Source organism: Streptoverticillium reticulum (genome assembly GCF_047456005.1).
GTDB classification, from domain to species: Bacteria; Actinomycetota; Actinomycetes; order Streptomycetales; family Streptomycetaceae; genus Streptomyces; species Streptomyces reticulum.
On the sequence record NZ_CP179755.1, the window covers coordinates 1,302,062 to 1,317,543 of the forward strand.

Sequence of the window (15,482 nt, forward strand, 5' to 3'; positions counted from 1 at the left end):
AACACACCATCTTGTGCGGTGCGGGGTTTGGTGGGGCCAAGCTGGTCCCGGCGTGGTCCCCCGTCCTACGGGACGGGGGACAGCCCGTACGGACGGAGGGGCCGTACAGGTCCGTGACTCGCCGGTGCTGGGCAGGTCCTTGCGGGCCGGGCCAGACCACGCCATGGCTAGCCCCGCCCTTGGCCGGCCTTGGTATGCCTCGCCACGGCCAGGCCCTCCTCTCCTAGTCTTGCCCCGGCATGGGCCCTCGCTCCACGGAGCGGGGAGCACACCATCTCGTGCGGGCGGAGGGACCGCATGAGGCCCACACGGGGCTGGGGTTCGGCTGGTCCAGGCGGGGCTGCGGCCACCCATGCCAGGGCAGCGCTCGCCCAGGCAGTCCCAGGCAGCACGTGGTGGAGCTAGGGCCCTTCGTCCCACGAGACGAGGGCAACATCATCTTGTGCGGGCGGAGGGGCCGTACAGGACCCGCACGGCTCGGCTCGGCAAGGCGAGCCAACGCGAGGCGATGCGTGGCGAGGGCTCCCGTCCCACGGGACAGGGACATCCCAGGAGCGCAGAATTGTTGTTCCCCGGCCGGACGTGGCCAGGTTAGGAGCGGCTGGCCAAGGCAGGGCGAGGGGCCCGTCCTACGGGGCGGGGACACACCTACTGGCGGAACCAGTCGGGGGTCTTCGGGGAGCGTTTGCCCTGCGTCAGGTTCCGCGTCAGTGCGGGGGCGCCTTCACGGTGGGTCAGGCCGCACTGCGTGTAGGCGTCCGTCAGCTTGTCGACGACCTCGTTCTCGTCCAACGGCATGCCGCCGCCGATGATCTGGCCGAGGCCGTAGGCGGTGTGAGCGAGAGTGTTGTTGCGGTCCCCCTGCGGCGCGGTAGCGACCCGGTCGATGGCCGCGGTGAGTGCGGCTTCGCAGTAGCGTGCGGCCCGGTCCCAGGCGTCCCCTGCGTCCTTGAACGCCCGCACTGCCGTACCCATCGCGCGCGCCGGCCGCGGTGGCGGGTCGGGCTCGGGGTCGATGGCCAGGTTACGGGGAAGGTGCTGCATCTGGTGTGTGCCGTCCCATCGGTAGCGCTTGCCGTCCGGATGCAATGAGGGAGGGAGGACGACGCCGCATTTGTCGTGGAGGAAGTCGATACCGGCCAGCCCCTCCAGGTGTTTGGCGATCTTGGTGTGGTCGGGCATGGCGTCGGTGGAGAAGAAGCAGTGCAGGCCCCCTCCTCCGGTCCAGGAGCGCAGCGTGTCGTCGAAGACCGACTCCAGCCGTTCCTCCAGGACGTCCAAGGCGATCGGGATGTTCTTCCCGGCCTGGTTGGCCTTGAACGCGGGATCGTTGCGCGGGTCGTAGTCGATGACCGCGACCCCCGAGCGTGCGGGCTGGAAGGCGATGTTGTGCCCTCGGAAGGGGCCGGTCCACCACTGCCACACCCGGCGCGGGTCGCTGGTGGCCGACCGGTAGCCGTGGCACGGCCATGCATCGTCGTGGGAGCCGCAGCGGCATGCGGTGCAGTCCTCGGCGCCAGCGCCCTGTTTGCGGCATTCGTGGCAGGGCGGGCACAAGGCGACGGGCAGCTTGGTGCGGCGTCGCAGCGGATACACCCACCACCCCGCGTAGGCGTAGCCCATGGCGGCCTTCGCGTACGGGTCGTCGACCCCGGCCATCAGCAGTCTCCATTCGATTCCGGCAGGCCCCCTCCTCGTGCTCTTGTCGCGTTCGCTCCGGGCGGTGCGAACTAAGCGACCAAAGCGAACCAAGTACCCCACTGTGGCTGTGACCTGTGTGAATGGGGCTGGTCATAGTTCGCGCCCGCCAGGGGCCAGGTCGCGAACTAAGTCCGCCCGGCAGGACCCTGGGAGCGAAGTATGCGAACTATCTCCCTGACGTTTGCGCAGGTCGCATGCAGTGCCGGAGGGTTAGTTCGCTTTGGTCGCTTAGTTCGCGCCCCGCAGGCCGGTCGCAGTCGGCAAGCTGCCTGGGGGCCGGGGGTGTTCGAAGGCGTCACAAGCCGCCACCGTCGTCTTCAGCTGCTTCGAATGCCTGGGCGGCGTCCGCATCGTAGAAGTAGTGCTGCGTTGGCCGGCCACGGCCGGGCTGCTTGACCATCCCGAATCCCGGCTGCTGCAACAGCCGCTCCAGGACGTCATCGAGGACGCCGCCCGAGCAGTGGCCCTTGAAGACCTTCACGGTGATCTCCTTGCGGGACATGCCCGCCGTCCCGGCGTTCATCAGCGCGCCCATCACCTTGTCCAGGCGGGCGTCCCCGGACGAGGCGGCGCCGATCAGGACTGCGGCCGAGGCCCGGGCGTAGCGGACGAGCGCGTGCGCGGCCTTGAGGTGGACGACGTGGATGGCGTCGGCGTGGTCGGCGATGGCGTAGAGCATGGCCAGGCGCATGCAGTACGGGGCGGTGCGGGTGACGAAGTCGTCGAGGGAGGTGTTGCTGCCGGAGCCGTTGCACGCGGGATAGATCAGGTCCTTCCACTCGCTGCGGGCCTCCGGTGTCATGCCGAGTTCGTCGAGGAACCGGCCGTGGTCGTAGATGTCGCGCAGCCGACGGCCGTGCTCGTCCAGCAGCGCGGGGTCGACGGGGCGCGGGAGGGCGATCTCGTCGTTGCGGTGCACGTAGATCGTCAGGAAGCGGTTGTAGGTGCCGCCGGAGACGTCGCTGTTGGAGACCAGGTCGCGGAACTCCTTGGGCGTGATATCGCCGATCACCGCGACGTGGGGGAAGCTCGCCTTCCTGGCCGAGCGGTTGAGCAGCGCGAGATCGGACCCGTCCCAGCACTGCCGCAGCACCCCCGACAGTGAAGACCCTTGCCGGTGGGCGCGGCGCATGGTCACGCCCCACTCCGACTCGCGCAGCAGCCGACGCTTGTCGGAGGGGTCGACCTTGCCTCCGGCCGAGGCCCACGCGTTGTCCTCCCACCGCCCCTGGGATGCCGCCTGCACTGCGGCTTCCAGGGTCTTCAGCTGGTTCTCGAGGTCCTGGGCGGCGAAGTCCCACTGGTCGCGGACGGTGTCCTTGCTGGCCTCCTCCGACTTCGATTTCGCCTTCATCCACTTCTCGCGGACCTCTTCGACCTGCTCGGTGGTCACATCGGCGATGGACTCGATCAGGCCCTCGCCGGAGGACAGGCCGGAGGTGATGTTGTTCTGGGCGAACGTCGGCAGGGCGCGGCGCACGAGGGTCAGGGCGTCGGAGGCGCAGGTGCCTTTGCGGCCGTCGGCTGTGGCGCCGGCGATCAGGACGTGGATGATCCCGCGGTGCTCCTGGTTGCCGATCAGTACGTGCGGGCCCCGGCCGAGCGCGCACCCGAGGGCGGCGATGAGGTGGGCGAGGGTGCCGACGGGGTCGGCCTCGCTGTCGCGCGACATATCCAGGGCCATGCGGCCGAGGGGGCCGGTGAAGACGGGGTCCTCCGGAACGGGCCCGGGGCGGAAAGGGCGTTGCTTGCCGGCCGCCCCGATGCCCGAGTACAGGCTGAGTCCGCCTTTGGCCTTGCGGGGGGCTCGGCCTCTGCCGATCGGGGGGATGTAACTGTCCGGGGCGGGCTTCAGATTGGGCAGGCCGTCGAATGCCTGTGGGCCCGGAATCTGTCCCCCGTCTTCGCTAAGGTTCATGGTGATTCCCTGCTGAGAAGATGGCGACGGCCCCGGGTGCGCTGATGTCCGGGGCTTCGCTGCGCTCGGGGGCTATGAAGCGGCGGCAACCTGGTGATGGTCGCCGCAGGGGCAGCTGTCGGGGTGGACCAGGAACCCGTCCGCGTTCAGGTACGGGTCGTCGTCGGAGAACGCGGCGATGCCCGGCGGTTGCTCGGGGCGGGCGGCGGCGACGAGCTGGGCGGGGGGTACGCCGAGGCGTTCGGCGAGGGGGATGGTGGCGACCGCGAGGTGGCCGCCGAGTTCGAAGCCGTCGAGTTCGCCGTTGCGGACGGCTTTGCGGACGCGGCCGGGGACGACGCCCATGGCGCGCGCGGCAGCGGTGGCGCTGAGGACGAACGGCACGGGGGAAGCGTCGAGGGGTTCGGGCATGGCGGTGCCTTCCGGTGTGCGTGCGGGGCGACGCACGTTCACAGAGGGGTTCGCTTACACCTATACGCCACTCACGTAACAAAGAGCACAAAAAGGCGCATTCACGGGCGATTTGGGCGCGTCGCATTCCAACGATCGCAGAGAGTTCTTGAGTTGGCGGACGTCGTGCACCAATGATCGTGCGGAGTTTTGCAGTTGAGGGTCGGGGCGCGGCGTGCCCGATCAGCAACCGCACCCCCACCCCGCCCTCACGCCGACCCGGCTTGCACAAGGCACAAAGGGGAACCGGCACCAGCGCAAGGACGCCTGGGCCATCGCGTCACGAAGAAGGGCTGCGCGTCGCAGGGATGCGCAGCGGCAACCGCTCTCCCGTACGCGCGGCCGGCCGCTGCTGGGGGATCGCCGACAGCGGTCGCTCGCGACGGGGTGGTTCGATGTCGTCGGACATCACGGAAGGAGCAGGGGGCACGGGCTCGTCCTCGTGGCGGTAGAGGCTGTGGATGCTCGGCTCGTAGTGCGGCTCGTCCGCGTCGTGATGACGGCGGACCTCGTTGACGGTGACCGCGATCGTCACCGGCGCCAGCCCCAGCACCAGCGCGACGAACACCACCGCGTAGTACGTAACCGGACGCTCACGGCCAGGACGGGTCATGACCACCACCCTGGCCGCCTCGCTCGCCCGGCGCCAAGATCCTGGCACGCACCATCACCCCCCTGCGCGCCCCGGCCCATACTGTCCGGGTGCCCGATTCGCTTCGCCCGCCCGCGCCACGCCCGTGTGCCAGTTGTCCCTACCGCCGCGACGTACCGTCGGGCGTGTGGGCGTGGGAGGAGTACGAGAAGCTGCGCCGTTACGACCGGCCCACCTACGAGCAGCCGAGGTGGATGTTCCAGTGCCACCAGTGCGAGCGCGGCCACCCGGGCCGGCGGGTCTGCGGCGGGTGGGCGGGCTGCCACGGAGCCGAACTCCTCGCCCCGCGCCTCGCACTGCTCGACGGTCACATCGACGGAGTGGCCTTCCAGGCCATCGTCGGCTACGTCTCGCCCGTGCCGCTGTTCGCCTCCGGCAACGCCGCGGCCGACCACGGGCAGGCCCGCGTCGACGACCCCGGTGAGGACGCCGAGCAGCTGATGGTCAAGATCGCCCGGGTGCGCAGCGACCTCACCCCGTCTTGAGCTGCCACGCCACGGCGAGGAGGTAGCCGACCAGCGCCCCGAACCCGGCGACCGCCATCACATGCCGCCAGTTGAGCGGCAGCGACGCGAGTGCCGGGTAGATCACCACCAGCGCCGCTGCCGCGGTGTCCGCGTAGTACAGACCCGACGGTGCGGGCCGGTAGTTCGCGGCATGCGACTCGATCGCCCAGCCGGCCGCCACCAGGAACCCGGTCAGCAGCACGAAGCTGCTCAGCAGCCCGGTGCCCACCGGTGACAACGACGGATGCGTCCCCGCCTCGTCCCCGGCGTGCCGCACCCCCAGCGCGATCACCGCGAGCAGGGCCCCGCAGAGGGCGGCGAGGGCGGGCCAGTAGTGCATCCAGCTCATGGTCTCCTCCACAGGAGTGCAGCGGTCGCGGCAGAGGCGGGGACGATGACGGTGAGGAGCAGCAGCATCACCAGCACCGGCGCCTGCCCCGCCACCTCTTGCGGCACGACAGGCGTCGGCGGGACGGCGGTCGTCGCGCACGGTCCGCCGGGCGCCGCGGCAGGAGTGGGGGCGGGGGTCATGCGGGGTGCAGTCCCAGCTGCATCACGGCCCGGCACGCCGACTCCAAGGCGCCCTCGATCCACGCCCGGTACGGCGCCGACGTACTGCAGCCGGCGAACACCAGGCGCCCGTCGGCCTCGATCGTGCGGGTGTCGGGGCCCAGCGCCACAGCCTGGCCGGGTGCGTAGATCGCCGCCTCGCCGCAGGAGAAGGGGTTGTCCATCCAGGACGCGGAGGCGTACCGGCCGGTGTAGGTGCGCCCCACGACGGGGCCGTGGAGGTCGGTGAGCAGGTCCAGTGCGCGCGCGGCGCGCTCGTGCTCGCTCAGGGAGTCCCACAGTTCCGCGTCGTCGGCCCACGTGTACGAGGCGATGACCACGCCGCCGTCGACACCGAGCGGGTGGGAGGGGTAGACGACGGTGCGCAGCGGGGTGTCGGTGACGTCCTGGCCGCCCACTCCGGCGTCGTGGTCTTCCCACCAGCGCTGGTTGAATTCGAGCATCTGCTTGCTGCCGGCGCCGTAGTGCAGGAGCTCGACCGCCTGTTGCTTGCCGTAGGACAGTGCCGGGTTGAAGTCGACGTAGCGCAGGCAGGAGAAGGGGGCGGTGATGACGGCGTGGTCCGCGTCCATCGTGACCTCGCCGTCGGAGGCGCTGTCGAAGGTCAGCCTGACCTTGTGGGGGCGGGTGTCCACCGCGGTCAGGCGCAGTCCGTGCCGGACGGGCGGGGCCTGGCGGGCGAGGGCGAGCGGGAGTTGGTCCATGCCGCCTTCGATCTGGTAAAGGCTGGCCCCCGCTGCCAGCGCCTGCGCGGTGAGGTAGGAGTGCATCACGGACATGGGCATGCGGGCGCTGATGCCCTGGAGGGCACCGACGAGTTCGGTGGTGTTCTCGCCCCACATCTGTCCCTCGATCAGCCACCGGCGCAGCGACCACTCGTCGTAGGTGTCCAGGAACCGCGCCCAACCGTCGGCGGACGTGGCGGTGTTGCGGATCGGTGCGAACGCGGTTTCGAGCAGGGCCCGCGCGGTGAGCGGCTGCCGCACCCCGAACACCTTGTTGATCACCGCAGGGTCGTGGCCGTACGCGTCCTGGAAGACCGTGGCGCCGCCCGCGCGGATCAGACGGTGGCTGTTGGCCAGCTCGAACGACTGAAGCGGCAGCCCCAACCGTCTGATCAGGCCGAGGGCGAGCCGGTGCTGGGCGGGAATGCGCATCGCCCCCGCCTCGCCGTAATGCCCCGGCCCGGCCCATCCGCTGCGCACGGTCTTGATGCGGCCACCGACGCGGACGTTGGCCTCGGCGATCGTCACCCGGTGCCCGGCCCGGTGCAGCATCCACCCGGCCGCGAGCCCGGCCATGCCGGCGCCGACGACCACAACGTGCTTGCCTGTTCGCACGCTCTTCGGTCCCGGGCCGTTCAGCAACCGGCGGTAGAGCGCACGCAGATCCTGCCCGTGGTCGTCGGTGCCGGTGATGTTCCGGGCCACCTCCAGACACCGCTGCCGCCGCGCGGTGACCGCGGCGGCCAGGCTGGTGTGCGAGAGCGTGTACTCCAGCGCGGCCCCGGCCGCGAGCGCGGCGCCGGAGGCGAGCAGGCGACGACGGGTGGGAGCGAAGGCGAGCAGGCCGTCAGTCAACGAGCCCACCGATCCCGGACGGCACCTGCGGCGCCTCGCCCTTGGGCCCCCGCCCCCGTGAGGTGACGTAGTCCGCCAGAGCTGCGATCACGAAGCTGACGAACGCGACGCTCCCGCAGGTCATCAGCACGGCCGCCATCAGCCGCCACGTCCCCATGCTCAGCGCACCGGCCAGCAGGCCGTACATCCCGTACACCGACAGCGCCGTGATCGCGACGACAGCCGCCCGGGCCGGAAGAGAAGTTTTCGTCACCATATGGCCGATTCTTCTCGTACCACCTGTTCACTGTGGGCCATCCGCGCCGCCCGCTCACCCACTCGCGCGAAAACCCGTCAAGACTCCCGTGCGGCGACTTGCCAGGCCGTCACGGGGCGCCGAACCAAGCATGTTGTGCTATTTGATGCCTATTCTGCCGTTGTGGCCGAAATCGTTATTACGTTCCTGCTCGCGCTCGGCACCACCGCCCGCCTGACGCGCCTCGTCGCACAGGACACCCTTCTTGCTCCCTGGCGCGAAAAGCTCGTCCGCGCAGCTCACCGCCGGTCCGAGACCGCAGCCGGCCGCGCCGTGCGCTGCGTGATGCAACTGGCGGCCGAGATCGTCCACTGCACGTGGTGCGCCTCGGTGTGGGTGGCCGCCGTCGTCACCGTCGTCGCCTACTACTTCGCCGACAACGCCGCAGTGCGCATCCTCGCGGTCCTGTTCACCCTCTCCTACCTGACGGGCCTGCTGGCGACCTGGCTCGACCCGGCCGAACGCGACCCCCGCGAAATCGTCCACCACTTCCCGACCGAACTGCGTATCACCACCAGCAGCGCCGACGGCAAGAGCTGAGCCCAGGAGGGACGTTGTGGCGGCCAGGGCGAAGCCGAGAATCCCGAAGATCACCCGGCACGACACCGAGGTACTGGGGATCGACCCAGCAAGTGGGCAGGCGCGTCCCACCGGGCGCCGCCTTGTCATCGCCTCCGCCGCCCTCGTCTCCCGCGACCAGGTCCACACCGTCATCTCCCGCCCCCGCGATTGGCAACGGGAAGCCTGGGAGCTCTACGACTCCATCCCTGAGCTGCATTTTTCGCTGGAGTGGCAGGCCAACGCCTGCTCCCGGGTACGCCTTTATGCGGGCCGCGTCGACCCCGACGGGTCCACGGCGGCCACGCCCGTGGACGAGTCCGACACGGACGCGGACAAGCTTCTCGCTCCGCTGGCAGAGCTGTTCGGCGGGCAGGTCGGCCAGGCCGAGGTCATCCGCCGCCTGGTCTCCCACCTCCAGATCCCCGGGGAGACCTACCTCGTCGGATTCGACGACAAGGAGACGAAGAAGCGCAGGTGGATTGTGGTCTCCGGCGAGGAGATCGGCCGGGACATCACGGGCGAGAACTTCACCGCGATGCTGCCCGACCGGCCGGAGAAGGTGACGCTCGACGTCGGCACGGGAAAGCGCCAGGACGTCATGATCCGCATCTGGCGGCCGCACCCCAAGGTCGCCATCGACCCCGACTCGGCGCTGATCCCGCTGCGTTCGGTGCTGCGGCAGATCCAGAACTTGGACGCCCACATCACCGCGGCCTCCGACAGCCGCCTCGCCGGCGCCGGAATCCTCGCCGTCCCGGACGAGCTGTCCTCCCCCGACGAGCGCCAGTCCGAGGGCCACCCCAACCCCTTGCACCCGGACCCCTTCTCCCATGCGCTGATGGAGGCGATGCTCGCCCCACTGAAGAACCGCGACGCCGCCTCCGCCGTCACGCCGTTGATCGTCAGGGGTCCTGCTGAGGCGATCGACAAGATCAAACACATCTCGTTGGCGACACCGTTCGACGCCAAGGTCTCCGAGCTGCGCGAGCAGGCTTTCCACCGCATGGCCACCGGACTGGACATCCCCAAAGAGATCATCACCGGTATCTCGAACGCGAACCACTGGAACGCCTGGAACGTCGACGAGCAGTTCGTGAAGGTCGCGGTCGCCTCCATCATGGGCCTGATCGCCGAGGCCCTGACCACACAGTTCTACCGGCCGGCCCTGCGCGCCCTCGGTATCGAGGAAGCGGACTCCTTCGCGATCGGCGTCGACCTCTCCCCGCTCAGCCAACGCCCCAACCGCGCCCCGGAAGCGTTGCAGGCCCACGAACGCGGAGTGCTCTCCGACGAGGCGCTGCTGCGGGAGATCGGCTTCGACCTCGAGGACTACCCCGACGAGGAAGAACGCCACCGCCGCCTGCTGGAAAAGCTCGTCCTCGCCAACCCCAGCCTCGCGGCGATCCTGCTGCCGGACCTGGGGATCGACATCAAGATGCCGCCCACCGTGACGCCGCTTCCCACCGGGCGCGGGCGCCGGGCACGGGCCGTTCTCACCCGCGCCGACCAGGCCGAGCCCGCCGCCGAGGAGACGCCGCGCGACGAGATCCCCGGCAAGGGCCAGCCGCCCGAACAGCAAGACGGGGCCGAGCAGCAGCCGGCTACCGGTGAGCAGCGCCCGCGTCCGGCGCTGGCCTCCGCCGCCCCCGTCGAGGAGGAGCAGCCAGCCGGGCAGGCCGTGGTCGAGGTTGAGGCTGAACCTGACGCCGAACCCGAGGAGAGCGTCCCTGAAGGCGAGACCGACGCCGAGGCCGAGACCGCGCCTGCCCCGCTGCCCGACGCGGAGACCGTGGCCGACGGCTCGTACCTGAAGGCCGCGGCCTGTGCCGAGGAATGGCGCGCCAACTGCTTGGAGGTCGGGGTCCTGCGCGCCTTGGCCCGCGCCGGGCAGTGGCTCCTCAACGCTCACGGCCGCATCTACCGCGGCCGGTTGCGGGACGTGCCCCTGCACGACATGCATACCGTCCTGGCTGCGCAAGAGAACTGGTTGAATGCGATGCTGGCGGACGCGTACCCCGAGCTCACCGCCTCGCTCGCGCACCGGCCGTGCATGGTGGGCGCCGTCGACAAGTACGTGCGCGCTCTGATCATCGCGCAGCTTCCCCACCACCGGGACTACCTCGCCGCGGTCATCGAACAATCCGGATGCGGTGAGCGCCGTGCCGCCTGAAGAACTCCACCCCCAGCCCCCGTCTCGCCGGGGTACCGAGAAGCCGCCGCCGCTGACCGGTGACGAGGAGGCCCTGTACGAGGCGTACCGCGCAGCGCAGCAGGCATACCTGCGCGCCGCGCGCCGCGCCGTCCTCGAACACCGGCCGCCGCCGCTGACTGCTGCCGGGCTGCGCCCGGACTTCCGTCTGTGGCCTGATCCGGGGCTGTGGCAGGTGTTGGTCGACCGTCACGTGCGCCCGGTGTTCGCCCGGATCTTCACCCGTACGCTGCGGGGTGCTCCGGAGGCGGCGGAGGGGCTGTGGCAGCAGCTTCTTCACGCGGTCGCGGGGTGGCCGCTTCGGGTGTGGGACCGGGTGCAGAGCAGGCTGGCCGGGGCCCCCGACGAGGACGGGCAGCGGCAGGCGGTCATCGACGCGCTCGCCGACGATGAGTGGGAACCGCTCGCCCGGCAGATGGCGGTGACCACCGCGACCGCCACCAGCTCGGGCGCCGCGGCAGAGCAGGCCCGCGCCGACGGCGGCATGGAACTGATCTGGCGGGCCGTCCATGACGAGCGGACCCGGCCGTGGCATCGCGAGGCGGACGGGCAACGCCAGCCCGCTGGCCTCCCGTTCACCGTCGGCGGGGAATTTCTCATGTTTCCTGGCGATCCGACTGCTTCGCCCGGTAACCGCGTAAATTGTCGCTGTGGCCTCAAGGCCGTCCGCCCGCGCGCGGTGGCCGCTGCGGCCGAGGAGGAGAGCATGACCGCAACCACCACCGATCCCATCACGGCGGCGGCCACGGCGGATACGTCCCTGCCCTGGGCGCCACGCGACACCGTCTGGGACGCGAGTGCCGCCCAGTCCCGCGTCCTGGCCTGGGCAAAGGGCGACGCCGCAAGGCTCGCCAAGTCCTTCGTCTACAAGGACCCCGCGCTGGACGCGACCAAAGCCATCGCCTACAAGCTGCCGGTGGTCGACATCATCGGCGGGCAGCCCAAGCTCGTCTGGCGCGCCGTCGCGAACGCCGCCGGCCGCCTGGGGCAGCTCAAGGGCGTCTCCCCCGAGGAGCTGGGCAAGATCCGCTCCCGCCTCGCCACCCTCTACAGCCAAGCCCGCAAGCACTTCAAGGACGAGGAGATCCCCGCCCCCGACGCCGTCAAGGCCGCCGCCGATACCGATGGCGGCGAGGACGAGGGGAGGCCACTGTCCGCGGAGGAGATCGACAAGGCGATTGCGGCCCTCGTCACCGAGCTCGACGACGGGGAACTCGATGACGACCTGGAGGAGGACGTCGCCGAGTACGACAACGACCAGCACGCCAAGGCCACGACGGCCGCGGCGACCACCGTCGAAGCCTCCGCCACCGACGACGCGGGCACCGAGCCCGAACTCAAGCACGATGTCGCCGGGTGCCACGACGCCGCGCCCCGCTTCGATCCGGCTCCTGCCCCGGTCCGCCTGAAGATCATCACAGCGTCGGCTGCCACCACCACGTGGCCGCCCCCGGCCGGCTGGTTCTCCAGCCCCCAGCTCGACCGCCCGCAGGCCATCCGCGTCGACGCCAGCGGCCGCATCACCGGACACCTCGCGGCGTGGGAGAACGACGGCCAGCCCAACTGCCACATCGGCATCACCGGCGAATGCGTCGTCCCCCCGCACTCCCGCAGCGGCTACCGCTACTTCCACCAGACCGCCCTGGAGACCTCCGACGGCAAGGAGGTCGAGGTCGGGCTGATCACCATGGACACCGGGCACGCCCCGCACGAGGCCATCGGCGCGGACGCCGCGGTCGCCCACTACGACAACACGGGCACGATGGCCGGCGTGGTTCGCGCCGGGGAAGACCGGTACGGCATCTGGGTCGCGGGCTCCATCCTGCCCTCGCTCACCGACGACGAGCGGCTGCGGCTGGGGCTGGCCCGGTTCTCCGGCGACTGGCGGGAGCGCAACGGCGGCCTGGAGCTGATCGCGGCGCTGGCGGTGAACACCCCGGGCTTCCCGAACCCGGCCGTGAGCCGGGAGGCGGTCATCGCGGCCGGGATGATCCTTCCCGACGAGCTCTCCCTGACCGCCGCCACCCAGGCCGCGCCGTGCGGCGGGCACTGTACTTGCCAGGCGCGCGAGCAGGGCGAGAGCGATGCGCAGCGGTGGGACGACAACGGCGGCGCCCAGCCCGACGAACCCGCGCCCGGGACGGCACCGGAGGGCGAGGACCTGGACGAGGAGACCGCCAGCCTGGTGGCCGCGATCATCACCTCCCCTGGCTTCGTGGACCCCACCGACGCCGAGCTGAGGACGGTCGAGGAAGTTCTCGATGACGGCAGCGGAGAGGCCGTTACCGCAGCCAACTGGGTATCGAAGTCTGGCGGGTTGCCAAAATATGTGAAACGCATTTCTCGACATCTACGCGAGAAAGGGATGACGGAATCTCACGCAATTGCCGTTGCTATCAATGTAGTTCGGCGTGCGTGTTCCAGTGGCGATCTCAACTTCCCCGGGATTCAGCAGGTTAAGGCGACGACCCGCGCCAAGATGTGCCAAGCGTTCGCCGAGTGGGAAGCGCTCAAGGCGCGCAACAAGGCCAGGAAGGCGGCCTGAAATGGGATGCGGATGCGGCGGCAGCAGCACGTATCGCACCACCACTGGTGGGGGTGGCAGCGGGGTTGGCTACCGGGTCTACTCACGCGACCCGGACGAGGCCGGCGCCGGTCACAGCGGGCCGTACGCCAGCCAAGAAGAGGCCGTCGACGCTGCTAGGACAGCAGGCGGATGGTGGGCCAAAGTCGACTTCTCCACCGGCCGGGTCCTGGACAAGGGCACCCCCTGAACCTGGTGGTCACACGGGCATGGGCATGGCCTTGTTGGGGAAGCAGTAGATCTTGCCCAGGGGGCGCCCCTCGCGGAAGGCGTTCCAGCCGCGGATGAGGAGTTCCATGTTCTGGTGGGACGGCGACGACCCCAGCTTCTCGGCCTCCGAGAACAGCCGGTCCCGCAGCGTCAGGATGGGATGATCGGACTTGAGTTCCGCGCCGTCGTTCAGGCGCCCGAAGAACCACACCGCGTCTCCTGCGTCGATATCCGTGAAGAGGTAGTGGGCCAATCCCGCAATGGAGGGCTGAAGCATGCCCTTCGTGGCGGGCCGCAGGGACGATACCTCGTGGGCCGATTCCAGGATGCCCGGGAACTCCTTGAGGATGCGGCGGGATTCGGGCTTCGTGGGGCGCTCGCTGGAGTGGAACCTGTAGTCCCCTCGATCCCACTTCCACTTCTTGGTGACGATGGCCGCGACGAGCGTGCTGTTGGGGATGCCGTCCAGTTCGAAAACGTCTCCGGTGGTCCTTTTGACGCCCGAGTCCATACTGCCCTGGGTGTCGGGCGGCAGCCCGGTGACGACCAGCGTGGTGATGGACTTGCCGGACTGGACGACGGCAGCCAGACGGTGCTGTCCGTCCAGCACCTGACCGTTGGACGCGATCTTGATTGCTTCGCCGTTGAGCTGCCACGAATCGGCAAGGATGTCGCGGACAAGCGCATCAACATGACGCGGGCGCATATGCCGGTTGTGCGTGTTGTTCTCCAGCCAGGATTCCGCCATCTCCACGGTGACCGTCATGACGACGGCGCGGACGACGTGACCAGAGCGAGGCGGGGGCATCAGCGCGCGTGAGGGCATCAGCATCTCTTTCGTGAATGTCCGGTCCTTCGAGAATGCCCGTACCGCGGCACAGCCAGGTGGACCATCCCGGAGCAGCGGTGTCATGTGGGTGACGAGGGTGCGTACGGATGGCCTAGAGCCGCACCTCCGATCGGACCTGCCACCCCACCCGTCACAGTGATCACCCGCCAGTGTCGGACGGTATGAGAGCGTGGCGTGAACCGACCGAGGACGAAAAACGCATCGCCGGGGCCCGCCCGCGAAGCCGCGAGGGTTGGGCGCTGGTGTGCGATCTGTGCACGCTGACCAAACCCATGGTGTGGTGGCCCGTCCACGAATTCGCCGTGCAGATCCCCGACAAGCCCGGCCGCACGGTCTACCTCTCCGGGGAGCGTCTGGCCACCTGCCGGCTGTGCAAGCGGGATATCGAGAAGAACCTGTGGGACCGGATCACGCGCCGCCGCCCCGGGGGATTCCTGCTGCATCAGGCGATGCTCACCGAGGGATACCGCGAACGCATCGTGAAGTCGGCGTCCCCGGTGCGAGTGGCCGACTGGCCCTGACACCAAGCAGGTCCGTACAGATGCCACGCACGCCGCACGAGAAGGGGATGCCTGTGACTGCTGCCAGCGATCCGAGCGTCGACAGGCTGCTCGCCCGCGTCCCCGCTCCCTTGCGCGAGACCGGGCTATGGGCACGTCCTTTCCAGTTGGAGAACCCCACGAACTCCGAGCGCTTCGCCGACGGTGTCGTGTGGCCGGACGGGCGCGTCACCGTGGCCTGCACCACCGGCGCGCCCGGCCGGGCGAAGGCCGAAGCGCACTTCAACTTCGCCTCTCTCGGCCACGCCCAGTACCTGCCCGGCATGCAGCACCTGGTGCCGGTGTGGGAGGAGCCCGGGCCGGCCGACGTGTGGGTGGAGGTCGGGCAGGTCCGCGTAGCCGAGATTCCCGTCGCCGACTTCTGCCTCATGCCCATGGGGTCGGTAGCCGCCAGATGGAGGACAGCCCCGGGCCGCTTCGAAGCCGCCACCGATCTGCCCGCCTTCATGATCGACCACGATATGAGCGCGTCCACGATGTTCGTCATGCGTCCCGGACCCCGCATCACCAGAGCCTGGGACACCGAGGAGACCGAGGGGAAATAGCCTGTGGTGCGACACCTGAGCCCTGCCGAACGTCAGGACCGCTCCGACCGCATGGTCCGCATGTACGTGGACGAGAAGCTGAGCCTGCGCAAGATCGCCGACGCCGAGGGCTGCGCCTACGGCACGGTGCACCGCATGCTCAAAGACCGCCGCGTGACGTTCCGGCCCCGGGGTTTCGCGAGGGCGGACGGATAGAGTGAAGTGGCCCTGCTCCTTTCCGGGGTGTGGTCAACGCGCCCGGCCTGTGCCTCTGACTCTCCCCCCCCCAGCCAGGAGCACGGCCGGGCGCGC

At 69.7% G+C, this 15,482-nt stretch carries 17 protein-coding genes; 8 read left to right on the plus strand and 9 right to left on the minus strand.

Annotation, left to right across the window (positions count from 1 at the left end):
- Nucleotides 1-648: 648 nt before the first annotated feature.
- The 4 genes from ACMATS_RS05965 to ACMATS_RS05980 form a co-directional block, all read right to left on the minus strand.
- Nucleotides 649-1,659 carry a bifunctional DNA primase/polymerase gene (locus tag ACMATS_RS05965; protein ID WP_414167153.1) on the minus strand — a complete coding sequence of 337 codons (1,011 nt, stop codon included), beginning with the start codon at nt 1,657-1,659 and terminating at the stop codon, nt 649-651.
- 337 nt (nt 1,660-1,996) lie between these two features.
- Nucleotides 1,997-3,619 (minus strand): DUF3987 domain-containing protein, encoded by a 1,623-nt coding sequence (locus tag ACMATS_RS05970; protein WP_414167154.1) that lies wholly within the window; start codon nt 3,617-3,619, stop codon nt 1,997-1,999.
- Between the two features lie 72 nt (nt 3,620-3,691).
- On the minus strand, nt 3,692-4,030 hold the full coding sequence (locus ACMATS_RS05975; protein ID WP_414167155.1) for a hypothetical protein: 339 nt from the start codon (nt 4,028-4,030) through the stop codon (nt 3,692-3,694).
- A gap of 319 nt (nt 4,031-4,349) precedes the next feature.
- Nucleotides 4,350-4,682 (minus strand): hypothetical protein, encoded by a 333-nt coding sequence (locus tag ACMATS_RS05980; RefSeq protein WP_414167156.1) that lies wholly within the window; start codon nt 4,680-4,682, stop codon nt 4,350-4,352.
- Nucleotides 4,683-4,771: 89 nt separating this feature from the next.
- Between ACMATS_RS05980 and ACMATS_RS05985 the strand changes: the two genes are divergently transcribed.
- Nucleotides 4,772-5,206 carry a DUF6283 family protein gene (locus ACMATS_RS05985; RefSeq protein WP_414167157.1) on the plus strand — a complete coding sequence of 145 codons (435 nt, stop codon included), beginning with the start codon at nt 4,772-4,774 and terminating at the stop codon, nt 5,204-5,206.
- Here ACMATS_RS05985 and ACMATS_RS05990 read toward each other — a convergent pair.
- Genes ACMATS_RS05990 through ACMATS_RS06005 form a run of 4 tightly spaced genes read right to left on the minus strand, consistent with a single transcriptional unit; the run spans nt 5,193 to nt 7,633 of the window.
- Complete coding sequence (locus ACMATS_RS05990; protein WP_414167158.1) at nt 5,193-5,576, minus strand: hypothetical protein; 384 nt, start codon at nt 5,574-5,576, stop codon at nt 5,193-5,195. The two genes, ACMATS_RS05985 and ACMATS_RS05990, sit on opposite strands and share 14 nt — an antisense overlap.
- Nucleotides 5,573-5,758: a hypothetical protein gene (locus ACMATS_RS05995; RefSeq protein WP_414167159.1), complete on the minus strand. Its 186-nt coding sequence runs from the start codon at nt 5,756-5,758 to the stop codon at nt 5,573-5,575. The genes ACMATS_RS05990 and ACMATS_RS05995 overlap by 4 nt, the downstream gene beginning before the upstream one ends.
- Complete coding sequence (locus ACMATS_RS06000) at nt 5,755-7,386, minus strand: flavin monoamine oxidase family protein (protein ID WP_414167160.1); 1,632 nt, start codon at nt 7,384-7,386, stop codon at nt 5,755-5,757. The genes ACMATS_RS05995 and ACMATS_RS06000 overlap by 4 nt, the downstream gene beginning before the upstream one ends.
- Nucleotides 7,370-7,633, minus strand: a complete 264-nt coding sequence (locus ACMATS_RS06005; protein WP_414167161.1) for a hypothetical protein — start codon at nt 7,631-7,633, stop codon at nt 7,370-7,372. The genes ACMATS_RS06000 and ACMATS_RS06005 overlap by 17 nt, the downstream gene beginning before the upstream one ends.
- A 162-nt stretch (nt 7,634-7,795) precedes the next feature.
- On the opposite strand from ACMATS_RS06005, the gene ACMATS_RS06010 reads away from it, so the two are divergent.
- Genes ACMATS_RS06010 through ACMATS_RS06025 form a run of 4 tightly spaced genes read left to right on the plus strand, consistent with a single transcriptional unit; the run spans nt 7,796 to nt 13,216 of the window.
- The gene (locus ACMATS_RS06010; RefSeq protein WP_414167162.1) at nt 7,796-8,212 is read left to right on the plus strand and encodes a DUF1360 domain-containing protein; all 417 of its coding nucleotides are present in this window, start codon (nt 7,796-7,798) and stop codon (nt 8,210-8,212) included.
- 16 nt (nt 8,213-8,228) lie between these two features.
- Nucleotides 8,229-10,403 (plus strand): hypothetical protein, encoded by a 2,175-nt coding sequence (locus ACMATS_RS06015; RefSeq protein ID WP_414167163.1) that lies wholly within the window; start codon nt 8,229-8,231, stop codon nt 10,401-10,403.
- Nucleotides 10,393-12,987 carry a phage minor head protein gene (locus tag ACMATS_RS06020; RefSeq protein ID WP_414167164.1) on the plus strand — a complete coding sequence of 865 codons (2,595 nt, stop codon included), beginning with the start codon at nt 10,393-10,395 and terminating at the stop codon, nt 12,985-12,987. Before ACMATS_RS06015 ends, ACMATS_RS06020 begins: the two co-directional genes overlap by 11 nt.
- 1 nt (nt 12,988) lies before the next feature.
- Entirely contained in the window at nt 12,989-13,216 is a 228-nt protein-coding gene (locus ACMATS_RS06025) for a hypothetical protein (protein WP_414167165.1), read from the plus strand.
- 9 nt (nt 13,217-13,225) lie between these two features.
- Here the strand turns inward: ACMATS_RS06025 and ACMATS_RS06030 are convergent, their stop codons facing one another.
- Nucleotides 13,226-14,149, minus strand: coding sequence for a hypothetical protein (locus tag ACMATS_RS06030; protein ID WP_414167166.1), 924 nt, complete (start codon nt 14,147-14,149; stop codon nt 13,226-13,228).
- A 98-nt stretch (nt 14,150-14,247) separates the two neighbouring features.
- Here ACMATS_RS06030 and ACMATS_RS06035 point away from each other — a divergent pair, with 98 nt between their 5' ends.
- Genes ACMATS_RS06035 through ACMATS_RS06045 form a run of 3 tightly spaced genes read left to right on the plus strand, consistent with a single transcriptional unit; the run spans nt 14,248 to nt 15,386 of the window.
- Nucleotides 14,248-14,607 (plus strand): hypothetical protein, encoded by a 360-nt coding sequence (locus tag ACMATS_RS06035; protein WP_414167167.1) that lies wholly within the window; start codon nt 14,248-14,250, stop codon nt 14,605-14,607.
- A 53-nt stretch (nt 14,608-14,660) separates the two neighbouring features.
- Nucleotides 14,661-15,191 carry a hypothetical protein gene (locus ACMATS_RS06040; RefSeq protein ID WP_414167168.1) on the plus strand — a complete coding sequence of 177 codons (531 nt, stop codon included), beginning with the start codon at nt 14,661-14,663 and terminating at the stop codon, nt 15,189-15,191.
- Between the two features lie 3 nt (nt 15,192-15,194).
- Entirely contained in the window at nt 15,195-15,386 is a 192-nt protein-coding gene (locus tag ACMATS_RS06045; protein WP_414167169.1) for a helix-turn-helix domain-containing protein, read from the plus strand.
- Nucleotides 15,387-15,482: the final 96 nt, after the last annotated feature.